The organism is Pseudomonas sp. LB3P31 (genome assembly GCF_054897945.1).
This window is the reverse complement of the sequence record NZ_CM142710.1, coordinates 1,459,486-1,474,149: the sequence shown is the minus strand read 5'-3', so window position 1 is coordinate 1,474,149 and position 14,664 is coordinate 1,459,486. Positions and strand designations below refer to the sequence as shown.

At 61.3% G+C, this 14,664-nt stretch carries 8 protein-coding genes and 1 other RNA gene; 6 read left to right on the top strand and 3 right to left on the bottom strand.

The features are described from left to right. Positions 1 to 2: 2 nt before the first annotated feature. The 3 genes from xdhC to xdhA all read right to left on the bottom strand — a co-directional run bounded on the left by xdhC (position 3) and on the right by xdhA (position 4,835). Positions 3 to 848 carry a xanthine dehydrogenase accessory protein XdhC gene (gene xdhC, locus ACYZTK_RS06610; RefSeq protein WP_462013706.1) on the bottom strand — a complete coding sequence of 282 codons (846 nt, stop codon included), beginning with the start codon at positions 846 to 848 and terminating at the stop codon, positions 3 to 5. A gap of 140 nt (positions 849 to 988) precedes the next feature. Further along, on the bottom strand, positions 989 to 3,388 hold the full coding sequence (gene xdhB, locus ACYZTK_RS06605; RefSeq protein ID WP_462013705.1) for a xanthine dehydrogenase molybdopterin binding subunit: 2,400 nt from the start codon (positions 3,386 to 3,388) through the stop codon (positions 989 to 991). After that, positions 3,381 to 4,835, bottom strand: a complete 1,455-nt coding sequence (xdhA, locus tag ACYZTK_RS06600) for a xanthine dehydrogenase small subunit (protein ID WP_462013704.1) — start codon at positions 4,833 to 4,835, stop codon at positions 3,381 to 3,383. Before xdhA ends, xdhB begins: the two co-directional genes overlap by 8 nt. A 301-nt stretch (positions 4,836 to 5,136) precedes the next feature. Here xdhA and ACYZTK_RS06595 point away from each other — a divergent pair, with 301 nt between their 5' ends. The 6 genes from ACYZTK_RS06595 (at position 5,137) to ffs (ending at position 14,567) form a co-directional block, all read left to right on the top strand. Beyond that, positions 5,137 to 5,796, top strand: a complete 660-nt coding sequence (locus ACYZTK_RS06595; RefSeq protein WP_462013703.1) for a GntR family transcriptional regulator — start codon at positions 5,137 to 5,139, stop codon at positions 5,794 to 5,796. 2 nt (positions 5,797 to 5,798) lie between these two features. After that, positions 5,799 to 9,287 carry a chromosome segregation protein SMC gene (smc, locus tag ACYZTK_RS06590; RefSeq protein WP_462013702.1) on the top strand — a complete coding sequence of 1,163 codons (3,489 nt, stop codon included), beginning with the start codon at positions 5,799 to 5,801 and terminating at the stop codon, positions 9,285 to 9,287. Positions 9,288 to 9,555: 268 nt separating this feature from the next. Beyond that, a complete protein-coding gene (gene zipA, locus ACYZTK_RS06585) occupies positions 9,556 to 10,410 on the top strand; it encodes a cell division protein ZipA (RefSeq protein ID WP_462013701.1) in 855 nt (284 codons plus the stop codon). Positions 10,411 to 10,562: 152 nt separating this feature from the next. Next, complete coding sequence (ligA, locus tag ACYZTK_RS06580; RefSeq protein ID WP_462013700.1) at positions 10,563 to 12,914, top strand: NAD-dependent DNA ligase LigA; 2,352 nt, start codon at positions 10,563 to 10,565, stop codon at positions 12,912 to 12,914. Between the two features lie 185 nt (positions 12,915 to 13,099). Next, positions 13,100 to 14,266, top strand: coding sequence for a zinc-binding metallopeptidase family protein (locus tag ACYZTK_RS06575; protein ID WP_462013699.1), 1,167 nt, complete (start codon positions 13,100 to 13,102; stop codon positions 14,264 to 14,266). A 204-nt stretch (positions 14,267 to 14,470) separates the two neighbouring features. Continuing rightward, an RNA gene (gene ffs, locus ACYZTK_RS06570) (signal recognition particle sRNA small type) lies at positions 14,471 to 14,567 on the top strand. The last annotated feature ends 97 nt before the right edge of the window (positions 14,568 to 14,664 follow it).

Below are 14,664 nucleotides of genomic sequence, written 5' to 3'. Positions count from 1 at the left end.
TCTCAACTTGTGGCTTGGCTGCGACGTGAAGCCGGCAGCAGTTTGGCAATCGATGATCCGGCGCTGGCAGTCTGCTGGCCGAAACTTGCGTTGTAAGTGGCGATGATTTCGCCGGCGATGGAGATCGCGATTTCTACCGGCAACTTGCCTTTGACTTCGCCGATGCCCATCGGGCAGCGCATGCGCTGCAGCACGGCGCTGTCGAAGCCCCGGTCGCGCAGGCGGTGTTCGAACTTCACCCGTTTGGTCTTCGAGCCGATCAGGCCGAAGTAGGTGAAATCGTTGCGCTTGAGCAGTGCGGCGGTGAGTTCGAGGTCGAGTTGATGGTTGTGGGTCATGACGATGCAGTAGCTGCCGGCGGGCAGGTTATCAATTTCATCCACCGGTTCTTCGCTGACAATCTTGCGCACGCCGTGGGGGATGTGTTCGGGGAATTCCGTTTCCCGCGAGTCGATCCAGCGCACCCGGCAGGGCAGGCTGGCGAGCAGCGGCACCAGCGCACGGCCAACATGCCCGGCGCCGAACACGGCGATCTGTGCCTGCACCTGGCCCATCGGTTCGAACAGCAACACGGTCACGCCGCCGCAGCACTGGCCGAGGCTGGCGCCGAGGCTGAAGCGCTCCAGGTGGGTGTCCTGCTTGCCACTGGCGAGCATTTCGCGAGCGATCTGCATGGCCTTGTATTCCAGATGCCCGCCACCGATGGTGTCGAAGGACTGGTGGGCGCTGATGACCATTTTCGAGCCGGCATTGCGCGGCGTCGAGCCGAGCTCTTCGATGATGGTCACCAGTACGCAGGGTTCACCCTGGTGTTGGAGGTCGGCGAGGGCGTCGATCCAGTTGTACATATTTCACCTCAACATTGCTGTTGTCTGTCAGTCCGTCATCGCGAGCAAGCTTTGCTCCCACAGGTTCGCGTCGATCTGTGGAGCCAGTGTCTGCCTTGATCTGTGGGAGCAAGGCTTGCCCGCGATGGGTGCGCCGCGGTCTAGAGCGAAGCCAACTCAGCTTCTGCCTCAACAACCTTCGCCGCCTTCAACTGCCGCATCTGCTCACACCCCCACAACACCCGCTCCGGGGTCGCCGGTGCGTCGATCTTCGGTTGATGCCGGTAATCACCCAGGCTCGCCACCGCATCCTTGATCGCACACCAGGCCGCAATGCCGAGCATGAATGGCGGCTCGCCCACCGCCTTGGAATGGAACACCGTGTCTTCCGGGTTCTTGCGGTTTTCCACCAGCTTCACCCGCAGGTCCAGCGGCATGTCCGCCACGGCCGGGATCTTGTAGCTGGCCGGGCCGTTGGTCATCAACTTGCCCTTGTTGTTCCACACCAGCTCTTCCATGGTCAGCCAACCCATGCCCTGGATGAAACCACCCTCGACCTGGCCGATGTCGATCGCCGGGTTCAACGACGCACCCACGTCGTGCAGGATGTCAGTGCGCAGCATCTTGTACTCGCCGGTCAGGGTGTCGATGATCACCTCGCAGCAGGCGGCACCGAAGGCGAAGTAGTAGAACGGCCGACCGCGCGCCTGGCTGCGGTCGTAGAAGATTTTCGGGGTCTTGTAGAACCCGGTGCTCGACAGCGAAACCTGGGCGAAATAGGCCTGCTGGATCAGCGCTTCAAACGTCAGGATATGATCGCGAACCCGCACATGGCCGTTGTGGAATTCCACATCTTCTTCGCTGACCTTGTACTGGCGCGCAGCAAATTCCACCAGGCGTTGCTTGATGATTTCTGCAGCGTTCTGCGCGGCTTTACCATTCAGGTCGGCACCGCTGGAAGCGGCGGTCGGCGAGGTGTTCGGCACCTTGTCGGTGTTGGTCGCGGTGATCTGCACGCGGTCCATTTCCACCTGGAACACTTCGGCCACCACTTGCGCGACCTTGGTGTTCAAACCTTGGCCCATTTCGGTGCCGCCGTGGTTCAAGTGGATACTGCCGTCGGTGTAGACGTGGATCAGCGCACCGGCCTGGTTGAGGAAGCTCGCGGTAAAGGAAATACCAAATTTCACCGGGGTCAGCGCCAGGCCTTTTTTCAGGATCGGGCTGTTGGCGTTGTAGCGACGAATCGCTTCGCGGCGCTCGGCGTACTGGCTGCTTTCTTCCAGTTCGGCGGTCATTTCCTCGAGCATGTTGTGCTCGACGGTCTGGTAGTAATGGGTGACGTTGCGTTCGGTCTTGCCGTAGTAGTTGGCCTTGCGCACCGCCAGTGGATCGAGGGCCAGGTGACGGGCGATCGCGTCCATCACTTCCTCGATCGCGACCATGCCTTGCGGACCGCCAAAACCCCGGTACGCGGTGTTCGACGCAGTGTTGGTCTTGCAGCGATGACCGTTGATGGTCGCGTCACCGAGGTAGTAAGAGTTGTCGGAGTGGAACATCGCACGGTCGACAATCGACGCCGACAGGTCCGGCGAGCAACCGCAGTTGCCAGCCAGTTCCAGGGCGATACCGTGCAGGCGACCGGTGCTGTCGAAGCCAACGTCGTATTCGACATAGAACGGATGGCGCTTGCCGGTCATCAGCATGTCTTCGACCCGCGGCAGGCGCATCTTGGTCGGCTGGCCGGTGAGGTGCGCGATCACGGCGCACAGGCACGCGGGGCTCGCAGCCTGGGTTTCCTTGCCACCAAAACCGCCGCCCATGCGGCGCATGTCGACCACGATCTTGTTCATCGACACGTCCAGCACTTCGGCCACCAGCTTCTGTACTTCGGTGGGGTTTTGCGTGGAGCAGTAGACGATCATCCCGCCGTCTTCGGTCGGCATCACCGAGGAGATCTGGGTTTCCAGGTAGAAATGTTCCTGGCCGCCAATGTGCAGCGTGCCCTGGATGCGGTGCTCGGCAGTGGCCAGGGCTCCCGCCGAATCGCCACGCTGATGGGTGTGACTGTCGAGCACAAAGTGGCGTTTGCGCAGGGCTTCCACCACATCCAGCACCGGTTCGAGGTCTTCGTATTCGATGATCGCCGCCATCGCCGCCTTGCGTGCGGTTTCCAGATCCTTGGCCGCCACGGCGAGCACCGGTTGCCCGACAAATTGCACGTCATCGATGGCCAGCAATGGATCGCCCGGCATCAATGGGCCGATGTCTTTCAGGCCCGGCACGTCGGCGTGAGTGATGGCGATGCGCACGCCGTCGAAGGCGTAGCAGGGCGTGGTGTCGATGCTGATGATTTTTGCATGGGCACGGTCCGACAGCCGTGCGTAGACGTGCAGCTGATTGGGGAATTCCAGGCGGTCGTCGATGTACTGCGCTTCACCGGACACATGCTTGGCGGCGCTGTCGTGCTTGACGCTGCGGCCGACTCCGGTGGTCAGGTCCTTGGCGAACAGTTCAGCCAGTTCGGCTTGGGTCTTCTCTACAGCGTGATGATTAGACATAAGCGGTCACCCGAGTCTCGATGTGCGGCGATTGCAGTTCGATGAAGTATTTACGCAGCAGGTTCTGCGCGCTGAGCAGGCGATATTCCTTGCTGGCGCGGAAGTCCGAGAGCGGCGTGAAATCTTCGGCCAGGGCGGCGCAGGCGCGCTCCACGGTGGCGTGATTGAACTGCGCGCCGATTAATACGGTTTCGCAATTATTCGCCCGTTTCGGGATGGCCGCCATGCCCCCGAACGCCACGCGAGCATCGGCGATCACACCGTTGTCGATACGCAGGTTGAACGCCGCGCACACGGCGGAAATATCATCGTCCAGGCGCTTGGAAACTTTGTAGGCACGGAACGTTTGCTCGAGGCTGGCCCGCGGCACGATGATCTTCTCGATGAACTCACTTTCCTGACGCGCCGTGACGCGGTAGTCGATGAAGTAGTCTTCCAATGCCATCGTGCGGCGGGTCTCGCCTTTGCACAAAACAATCTGAGCGCCCAGGGCAATCAACAACGGCGGCGAGTCACCAATTGGCGAGGCATTGCCGATGTTGCCGCCCAGGGTGCCCTGGTTGCGGATCTGCAGGGAAGCGAAGCGTTGCAGCAGTTCGCCGAAGTCCGGGTACTCGGCTTTCAACGCTTCGTAGCAATCGGAAAGGGCGGTGGCGGCGCCGATTTCCAGGCGATCGTCAAAGCGCTCGATGCGCTTCATCTCGGCGACGTTGCCTACATAGATCATCACCGGCAGGGTGCGGTGGAACTGCGTGACTTCCAGCGCCAGGTCGGTGCCGCCGGCCAGCAGGCGGGCTTGCGGGTAAGCGTCGTAGAGGTCGGCCAGGTCGGCCACAGTCAGCGGCACCAGGCAGCGTTTGTCGCCGCTGTTGAGTTCACCGATATCGGTCGGTGCGATGGCTTTCAGGCGGGTGATGGTCTCGGCTTCGCGGGCATCGAACTGATCCGGCTGCTTGCCACAGCAGGACTGCTCGGCCGCTTCCAGGATCGGCCGATAGCCGGTGCAACGGCAGAGGTTGCCGGCCAGTGCTTCGTGGGCTTTGTGCGAGTCTGCTTTATCGCTGTTTTTTTGCAGGGCGAACAATGACATGACGAAGCCCGGGGTGCAGAAACCGCACTGTGAACCGTGGCATTCGACCATGGCTTTCTGCACGCTGTGCAGTTCGCCCTGATGCTTGAGGTCTTCGACGCTGATCAGTTGTTTGCCATGCAACGACGACACGAACGTCAGGCACGAGTTGAGGCTGCGATAACGAATGTGCTCGCGGCCATCGTCAGTCGTTTGCAGTTCGCCGACCACCACGGTGCACGCACCACAGTCACCGCTGGCGCAGCCTTCTTTGGTGCCGGATTTGCCCACATGGTCGCGCAGATAATTGAGCACGGTCAGGTTCGGGTCCAGGGCGTGCTCACTACGGAGTTCCTGGTTTAGTAAAAACTGGATCACGGAAGGCCTCGCAGACTCATTATTGTTGTTAACCGCTTTGTACCGAATTTATCAGGTCTGACTTTTCGGTCAATGGTTTTCTGACTTAAAGGTCAGGAAATCATGGTTTGGCGATCAGCAACGCGTTCTATCAGTATTGACCCACGCGGGGGTGCCTGTTTTTTTTCGGGTTTTTTATGGGGTTTTTTATGGTGGGCCTGCGTGATTCGTGCCAAAAACCACCGGTTGGGCACTCCGCCATGCCCCCTCAGTGCGCTACACTGCGCCGCCTGTGCAGATCGAAAGAGTTCGAAGGACAATCATGACGTTCAAGGCGCCGGACAGCCTCGCCGAGCAAATTGCTCACCACCTCGCCGAACGCATCATTCGCGGCGAAATGAAGCCCGGAGAGCGGATCCAGGAACAGAAGGTCACGCTCGCCCTCAATGTCAGTCGCGGCTCGGTCCGCGAGGCCTTGCTGATTCTCGAACGCCGCCACCTGGTCGCGATCCTGCCGCGGCGGGGCGCGCACGTCACCGAATTGACCGCGCACAAGGTACAAAGCCTGTGCACGCTGATGAGCGAGCTGTATATCCTGCTCGGCAACGCGGTGGCCCACGGCTGGCAAGTCCAGGCCGACATGGCGCCCTTCGTGCAGATTCAGCAGCGCCTGACCGACAGCTATGAGCGCCAGGACATCCGCACCTTCGTCGATGACAGCTTCAACGTGATGCGTGCAGCCTATCCGTTCGCCAACAACCCGTACCTGCAGGAAACCGTCGAGAATTTGCAGCCGGCCATGAGCCGCGCGTATTTCCTCGCTCTGGACCAGCGCAAGGCGTCGATGAGCGAGTTCCTTGAGCTGTTCGAACGGCTGCTCGCCGCCGTACTGGCCCGTGACTTCCCGCAGATCCGTGAAGTGCTGACGGCCTACGCCCAGCGCAGTTGCGATCTGGTGGTCTCCGCCCTGACGGACGCTTAAGCGTGCGGCTCAAGTGCATCAAGCTGGCGGGGTTCAAATCCTTCGTCGACCCGACCACGGTGAACTTCCCCAGCAACATGGCGGCAGTGGTGGGGCCCAATGGTTGCGGCAAGTCGAACATCATCGACGCCGTGCGCTGGGTGATGGGCGAGAGCTCGGCGAAGAACCTGCGTGGCGAGTCGATGACCGACGTCATCTTCAACGGCTCGACCAGCCGCAAGCCGGTGAGCCAGGCCAGCATCGAACTGGTGTTCGACAACTCCGACGGCACCCTGCTGGGCGAGTACGCGGCCTATGCGGAGATTTCCATTCGCCGTAAAGTGACCCGCGACAGCCAGACCACCTATTACCTCAACGGCACCAAATGCCGTCGTCGCGACATCACCGATATCTTCCTCGGCACCGGCCTGGGCCCGCGCAGCTACTCGATCATCGAGCAGGGGATGATATCCAAGCTGATCGAATCTAAGCCCGAAGACCTGCGCAACTTCATCGAAGAAGCGGCGGGCATCTCCAAGTACAAGGAGCGTCGGCGCGAGACCGAGAACCGCATCCGCCGCACCCACGAAAACCTCGAGCGCCTGACCGACCTGCGTGAAGAACTCACGCGCCAGCTTGAACGCCTGCACCGCCAGGCCGAGTCGGCGAAGAAGTATCAGGAACTCAAGGGCGAGGAGCGCCAGCTCAAGGCGCAGTTGTCGGCGTTGCGCTGGCAGGCGTTGAACGATCAGGTCGGGCAGCGCGAAGCCATTATCGGCACCCAGGAAATCACCTTCGAGGCGCTGGTCGCCGAGCAGCGCAATGCCGATGCGAGCATCGAGCGCCTGCGCGATGGGCACCATGATCTGTCCGAGCGCTTCAACCTGGTGCAAGGTCGCTTCTATTCGGTCGGCGGCGACATCGCCCGGGTCGAGCAGAGCATCCAGCACGGCCAGCAGCGCCTGCGCCAGCTGCAGGACGATCTGAAGGAAGCCGAACGCGCGCGCCTGGAAACCGAATCGCACCTGGGCCACGACCGCACGCTGTTGCTGACCCTCGGCGAAGAGCTGGACATGCTCACGCCGGAACAGGAAATCACCAGCGCCGCCGCCGAAGAGGCCGCCGCCGCCCTGGAAGAATCCGAAACCACCATGCACGGCTGGCAGGAGCAGTGGGACACCTTCAACCTGACCGCCGCCGAGCCCCGGCGCCAGGCTGAAGTGCAGCAGTCGCGTATCCAGCAGCTGGAAACCAGCATGGAGCGCCTGGCCGATCGGCAGAAGCGCCTCGGTGAAGAGCGCGCGTTGCTCTCGGCCGATCCCGAAGACGCGGCGATCCTGGAGCTCACCGAGCAACTGGCCGCCAGCGAAGCGACGCTCGAAGACTTGCAGGCCAGCGAAGAAGCCCAGGTCGAACGCCTGGAACAGTTGCGTCAGGAACTCCAGCAAGCGCTGACAGCGCAGCAGCAGGCCCAGGGTGATTTGCAGCGGCTTAACGGCCGGCTGGCGTCTTTGGAAGCCTTGCAACAAGCCGCGCTGGATCCGGGCACCGGTACCGCCGAATGGTTGCGCGACCAGCATCTGGCTGATCGCCCGCGCCTGGCCGAAGGGCTCAAGGTCGAGGCCGGCTGGGAACTGGCGGTGGAAACCGTGCTGGGTGCCGATCTGCAGGCGGTGCTGGTAGACGATTTCAGTGATTACGACCTGGCCGGTTTTGCCCAGGGCGACCTGCGCCTGCTCAGCCCGGCCAGTGATGACCTGCGGGTGCCCGGCAGTTTGCTCGACAAGGTCGAGGCGCAGATCGACCTGGCGCCGTGGCTGGGCCAGGTCAAACCGGTCGACAGCCTTGAACAGGCCCTGGCGCTGCGCGGTCAGTTGCGCCCCGGCGAGAGCCTGATCAGTCGCGACGGTTATTGGGTCGGCCGGCATTTCCTGCGGGTGCGCCGGGCCAGCGAAGCCGAAAGCGGCGTACTCGCGCGCGGCCAGGAAATCCAGACCCTCGGCCTCGAGCGCGAGGAGCGCGAGGCCACGGTCGAAACCCTGGAAACCCAGCTGCAAACTCTGCGGGCGCAACAGCGTCAGCATGAGAACGGCCGCGAACATTTGCGTCGTCTGCTGCAGGACGAGGCGCGTCAACAAGGCGAATTAAAAGCCCAGCTGTCCGCCGGCAAAGCCAAGGCCGAACAGCTGTCATTGCGCCGCAGCCGTCTCGATGAAGAACTCACCGAGCTGGCCGAGCAGCGCGCCCTGGAACACGAAAACACCGGCGAGGCGCGCTTGCAATTGCAGGAAGCCCTCGACAGCATGGCGCTCGATACCGAGCAACGCGAATTGCTCCTGGCGCAACGGGACAGCCTGCGCGAACGCCTTGATCGGGTGCGTCAGGAAGCCCGCCAGCACAAGGATCACGCCCATCAGCTGGCCGTGCGCCTCGGCTCACTCAAGGCGCAACACGATTCGACTCGCCAGGCCCTGGAACGCCTGGAGATGCAGTCCGAGCGCCTGACCGAGAAGCGCGAGCAACTGAGCCTGAATCTGGAGGAGGGCGAGGCGCCGCTGGAAGAGCTGCGCCTCAAGCTCGAAGAGTTGCTCGACAAGCGCATGACCGTCGACGAAGAACTCAAGACTGCGCAAATCGCCCTGGAAGATGCCGACCGCGAATTGCGCGACGCGGAAAAGCGCCGCAACCAGGCCGAGCAACAGTCGCAGCTGATCCGCAGCCAGCTGGAAACCCAGCGCATGGAATGGCAGGCCCTGACCGTGCGCCGTGCCGCTTTGCAGGATCAGCTGCTCGAAGACGGCTACGACCTGCATGGCGTGCTCGCCACCCTGACGACCGAGGCCAACGAGAAGGAGGCCGAGGAAGAGCTCGAGCGCATTGCCGCGCGGATTCAACGCCTGGGCGCGATCAACCTCGCGGCCATCGACGAGTACACGCAACAATCCGAGCGGAAACGTTATCTGGACGCGCAGAACGACGACCTGGTGGAAGCGCTGGACACCCTCGAGAACGTCATTCGCAAGATCGACAAGGAAACTCGCAACCGCTTCAAAGATACCTTTGATCAGATCAATGGCGGATTACAGGCGCTTTTCCCAAAAGTTTTCGGTGGTGGGCGCGCGTATTTGGAACTGACGGGCGAAGATCTACTCGATACAGGGGTGACAATCATGGCGCAGCCGCCCGGGAAGAAGAACAGCACCATCCACTTGCTCTCCGGCGGAGAAAAAGCCCTGACTGCACTGGCGCTGGTTTTTGCGATCTTCAAGTTGAATCCGGCGCCGTTCTGCATGCTCGACGAGGTTGATGCTCCACTGGATGACGCCAACGTTGGCCGCTACGCACGACTGGTCAAGGAAATGTCGCAGACGGTGCAGTTCATCTACATCACCCACAACAAGATCGCCATGGAAATGGCCGATCAACTGATGGGGGTGACCATGCACGAACCGGGTTGCTCGAGGCTGGTGGCCGTGGACGTCGAAGAAGCGATGGCGATGGTGGATGCCTGAGGCGAATTTTTGCCGATTTTGTAGGAGGGGTCCTACAGGCGCGAGAGAGGTGTCTGAAGGCCTTGTCTGACAGCTAATTCGACATATTCGCACTGGACGGGATGACAGACGGTGTAAAGTTGCCTTTGGTCGTGCTAGTTTAATATCAATTTTTCGTATACGTGGGCAAAACGCCTGTCAGAACATAGAGTTGGCGCCACGTTTTAAAGCGGTTTGCGAGTTGTAAACCCCTTATTTTTCAGCATTTTTTATAGAGGCACGGGATTAAATGGAAATCGGTCTGCGCGAGTGGCTGATCGTCATCGGCATCATTGTCATTGCCGGTATTCTTTTCGATGGCTGGCGTCGCATGCGCGGCGGCAAGGGAAAACTGAAATTCCGTCTTGACCGAAATTTGTCCAATCTGCCGGACGAGGACACCAGCGCCGAGCTTTTGGGCCCGCCTCGCGTATTGGATAACCACAAGGAACCGCAGCTGGACGAGCATGATCTGCCGTCGGTGAGCATGCCTGCACGGGAAGCCCGCGACTCGGGTTCCAAGCGCGGCAAGCGTGGCCATGGCGAGCCATCCCAGGGCGACCTGAACCTTAATCTCGACCTGGACGGCGGCCCGAGCTTCAGCAGCCGAGACGACGATTTCCCGGACGACACCAAGCCTGCGCATGCCGCCACCGAGCGCGAACAGCCGCAAGCCGAGGAAGTGCTGGTGATCAGCGTGATCTGCCGCGACGCTGCCGGCTTCAAAGGCCCGGCGCTGTTGCAGAACATCCTGGAAAGCGGTTTGCGTTTTGGCGAGATGGATATCTTCCACCGTCACGAAAGCATGGCCGGCAACGGTGAAGTCCTGTTCTCCATGGCCAACGCCGTGAAGCCAGGGGTGTTTGACCTGGACGACATCGACCACTTCAGCACCCCGGCAGTGAGCTTCTTCCTCGGCCTGCCAGGCCCGCGTCATCCGAAGCAGGCCTTCGACGTGATGGTGGCGGCAGCGCGCAAGCTGTCCCAGGAACTGAACGGCGAATTGAAGGATGACCAGCGCAGCGTGCTGACCGCCCAGACGATCGAGCATTACCGTCAGCGCATCGTTGAATTCGAACGTCGTGCGTTGACCCAGAAACGCTAAAGGCAAAAGATCGCAGCCTCGTTTCACTCGACAGCTCCTACAGGGGATGCATTTTTTCTGTAGGAGCTGTCGAGTGAAACGAGGCTGCGATCTCTTGATCCAGACAAGATTGAGCAGCCTAGGCTGCTCTTTTGCTTTATGAGAGAACACCCATGATCGCCGCCAAAAACCGCATTCTAGAGCTGCGCACCGAGCTGGATCAGCATAACTATCGCTACCACGTGCTGGACGAGCCAAGCATCCCGGACGCCGAGTACGACCGCCTGTTCCACGAACTCAAGGCCCTCGAAGCCGCGCATCCCGAGCTGGTCACCAGCGACTCGCCGACCCAGCGCGTCGGCAGTGCGGCGTTGTCGGCGTTCACCCAGGTGCGTCACGAAGTGCCGATGCTCAGCCTCGGCAACGCCTTCGAAGAAACCGACATGCGCGAATTCGATCGGCGGGTCACCGAAGGCCTCGATTTGCCGGTAGGCGACCTGCTGGGTGGGGGGGCGGCAGTCGAGTACAGCTGCGAACCAAAACTCGACGGCCTGGCGGTCAGCCTGCTGTATCAGGACGGGGTGCTGGTGCGCGGCGCGACTCGCGGCGATGGCACCACCGGTGAAGACATCAGCGTCAACGTACGCACCGTGCGCAACATCCCGCTCAAACTGCAGGGCAGCGGCTGGCCGGCGACCCTGGAAGTGCGTGGCGAAGTGTTCATGTCCAAGGCCGGTTTCGAACGGCTCAACGCCACGCAACTCGAAGTCGGCGGCAAGACCTTCGCCAACCCGCGCAACGCCGCTGCCGGCAGCTTGCGCCAACTGGATTCGAAGATCACCGCCAACCGTCCGCTGGAATTCTGCTGCTACGGCATCGGCCAGGTCTCGGCCGACATCGCCGACACGCATATTGGCAACCTCAAGCAGCTGCAGCAGTGGGGCATGCCGATCAGTCGCGAGCTGAAACTGGCGCACGGCATCGATGAATGCCTGGATTACTACCGCGACATCGGTTTACGCCGCAACAGCCTGGCGTACGAAATCGATGGCGTGGTGTTCAAGGTCAACAGCATTGCCTCCCAGCGCGAACTGGGCTTCCGCGCCCGCGAGCCGCGTTGGGCGATTGCCCACAAATTCCCGGCGATGGAAGAACTCACCGAGCTGCTCGACGTCGAGTTCCAGGTCGGACGTACCGGCGCGGTAACCCCTGTGGCGCGCTTGAAGCCGGTCAAGGTGGCGGGCGTCACCGTGGCCAACGCGACCTTGCACAACATGGATGAAGTCGCGCGCCTGGGCCTGATGATCGGCGACACCGTGATCATCCGCCGCGCCGGCGATGTGATTCCGCAAGTGGTGCAGGTGGTGCTTGAGCGCCGTCCGGAAAATGCCCGGGCCGTGCAGATTCCCGAGAAATGCCCGGTGTGTGGTTCGCACGTCGAGCGCACTCAGCTGGTCAAGCGCAGCAAAGGTCGCGAGACCGTCAGCGAGGGCGCGGTGTATCGCTGCGTCGGCCGCCTGGCCTGTGGTGCGCAGCTCAAGCAGGCGATCATTCACTTCGTCTCCCGTCGCGCCATGGACATCGAAGGCCTGGGCGACAAGAGCGTCGAGCAGTTGGTGGACGAAGGTCTGGTGAGTTCGCCGGCTGACCTGTACGCGCTGAAGTTCGAGGACATCGTAGACCTGGAAGGCTTCGCCAAACTGTCGAGCGAGAAGCTGCTCAGCGCCATCGAGGACAGTAAAAAGCCGAGCCTGGCGCGCTTTATCTACGCCCTCGGAATTCCCGATGTCGGCGAAGAGACGGCCAAGGTCCTGGCGCGCTCCCTTGGCTCGCTGGAGCGGGTGCAGCGGGCTTTGCCGCAAGTGCTCACGTACTTGCCGGATGTCGGCCTGGAAGTGGCCTATGAGATCCACAGCTTCTTCGAGGATGCGCACAACCAGCAGGTCATTGCCGAGCTGCTCAAGCATGGCCTGGAAATCCAGGACCAGGGCGAGCTGGGCGCCGAGTTTTCCGCCAGCACCACCTTGGGCGGGTTCCTCGACAAGCTGCACATTCCCTCGGTAGGGCCGGGCGGTGCGCAAAAGCTCGCGGACAAGTTCGGCTCGCTGCAGGCGGTGATGGATGCCGACTGGCTGGACATGCGCCAGGCATTGCCGGAGAAGCAGGCCAATGCAGTTCGCGAGTTTTTCGCCAATGAAGAAAATCGTCAGCGCTCGATGGCTGCCGAGGCGCAATTGGCCGAATTCGGCATGCACTGGCAGAGCGAGAAGAAAGTCGTCGAAGGCTTGCCGCTGGCTGGGCAAACCTGGGTCCTGACTGGTTCGCTGGAATTGATGAGCCGCGACGTGGCCAAGGACAAGCTGGAAAGCCTGGGTGCCAAGGTTGCCGGTTCAGTGTCGGCCAAGACCCACTGCGTGGTAGCGGGCCCGGGTGCCGGTTCGAAGCTGACCAAGGCCAATGAGCTGGGGTTGAAGGTGCTGGATGAAGAGGCGTTTGTCGACTTTCTGAAGCAGTACGGCATTTAAGATCAAAAGATCGCAGCCTGCGGCAGCTCCTACAGGGCGGAGCTGCCACCTCGCATTTCGGGATGTATACCGCACCCCGTAGGAGCTGCCGAAGGCTGCGATCTTTTGATCCATCCCCACAAATTCCGGGAACGATATTCCAGCCGCAATGATCTAGTCTTGGCCAGCCCCAGGGAGAGATCGCCATGTACCGCTTCTTCGAACAGCTCAGCTCACGCATCGCCGCGCCCTTCATCGGCGAAAGCTCGCGCAACAGCAAAGTCTGGCAATGCCGCTGTGGCCAGTCGCTGTTCTTTCGCAACAGCCTGTGCCTGGCCTGTTCGGCGGTTCTCGGTTACCAGCCGGAAAAAAGCCGCCTGTCCTCCCTGCAGCCCGGCCCACAAGCCGACACCTGGCTGCTCGACGCCGATACCGACGCCGGGCTGTTCCGCCGCTGCGCCAACCTCGATTCCCCGGCTGCATGCAACTGGCTGCTGCCCTCCGACGACCAAAACACCCTGTGCATGGCCTGCAGTCTCAACCACACCATTCCCGACCTGAGCATCCCTGAAAACCACGAGCGCTGGCGCAAGGTCGAGACCGCCAAGCGGCGCCTGGTGGCGCAACTGGTCAGCCTGGGTCTGCAGGTCATCCCCAAGACCGTCGACGAAGAAACCGGCCTGGCCTTCGATTTCATCGGAGTCGATCTCGACGGTCAGGCACCCACGACCGGACACGCCAATGGCCTGATCACCCTGGACATCAAGGAAGCCGACGATGCCCATCGGGAAAAGGTTCGAGTGCAGATGCACGAACCCTACCGCACGCTGCTCGGACATTTTCGCCACGAAGTCGGCCATTACTACTGGGACCGCCTGATCGCCAACAGCCACTGGCTGGAACCGTTCCGCAAGCTGTTCGGCGACGATCGCGCCAGCTACGCCGAGGCGCTCGATCGCCATTACCAGCAAGGCGCGCCGCTGGACTGGCAGCAACAGTGCGTCAGTGCGTATGCCACCATGCACCCCTGGGAAGACTGGGCCGAAACCTGGGCGCACTACCTGCACATGATGGACGCCGTGGACACCGCCCTCGGTTTTGGCATGAGCGCGCGGGAAATGGACCTGGACTACCAGCCATTTCCCCACGACACCCTCTACGATCCGCAGCATCCTGGCGGCGCCGCGTTCCTGTCCTTCGTCAACGCCTGGATCGAATTGGCCGGTATGCTCAACGAACTGTCACGCAGCATGGGCCAGCCGGACTTCTATCCGTTCGTCCTGCCACCGGCGGTGATCGCCAAGTTGCATTTCATCCACCTGGTGATCCAGGAGGAGGGCGGTAAGGCGGATGAGGTGCTGGCGCAACCCTAAGATCAAAAGATCGCAGCCTGCGGCAGCTCCTTCGGGTGTTCGGCGTTCCCCCTGTAGGAGCTGCCGCAGGCTGCGATCTTTTAGGGCCACCCGCATGTCCTTGACCAGACTCATATTTTTTTATCCAACCGAACGGTTGTAACTTCGTCTCAGATAGGTACAATGGCGCGGCTCGCCGACAGGTGAGCGTCGTTATGGTGACTCCATCGGTCCCCCCGCAACGATTACCCGTGAACCTGGTCAGAGCCGGAAGGCAGCAGCCACAGCGGGAACATTGTGTGCCGGGGTGTGGCTGGTGGGGTCGCCACCTTAACGAACTCCGGGAATTCTCTCGGACTATCTGAAAAAACAATTCGATATCTGGTCTGCCATGGAAACCCTCCAGGCGGCATTTTCCT

Bases quoted from the DNA above. Each gene is read 5' to 3' on its own strand.
- ACYZTK_RS06575 (WP_462013699.1), top strand. From the start codon at position 13,100: ATGTACCGCTTCTTCGAACAGCTCAGCTCACGCATCGCCGCGCCCTTC.
- ACYZTK_RS06595 (WP_462013703.1), top strand. From the start codon at position 5,137: ATGACGTTCAAGGCGCCGGACAGCCTCGCCGAGCAAATTGCTCACCAC.
- xdhC (WP_462013706.1), bottom strand. From the start codon at position 848: ATGTACAACTGGATCGACGCCCTCGCCGACCTCCAACACCAGGGTGAA.
- xdhB (WP_462013705.1), bottom strand. From the start codon at position 3,388: ATGTCTAATCATCACGCTGTAGAGAAGACCCAAGCCGAACTGGCTGAA.
- ligA (WP_462013700.1), top strand. From the start codon at position 10,563: ATGATCGCCGCCAAAAACCGCATTCTAGAGCTGCGCACCGAGCTGGAT.
- zipA (WP_462013701.1), top strand. From the start codon at position 9,556: ATGGAAATCGGTCTGCGCGAGTGGCTGATCGTCATCGGCATCATTGTC.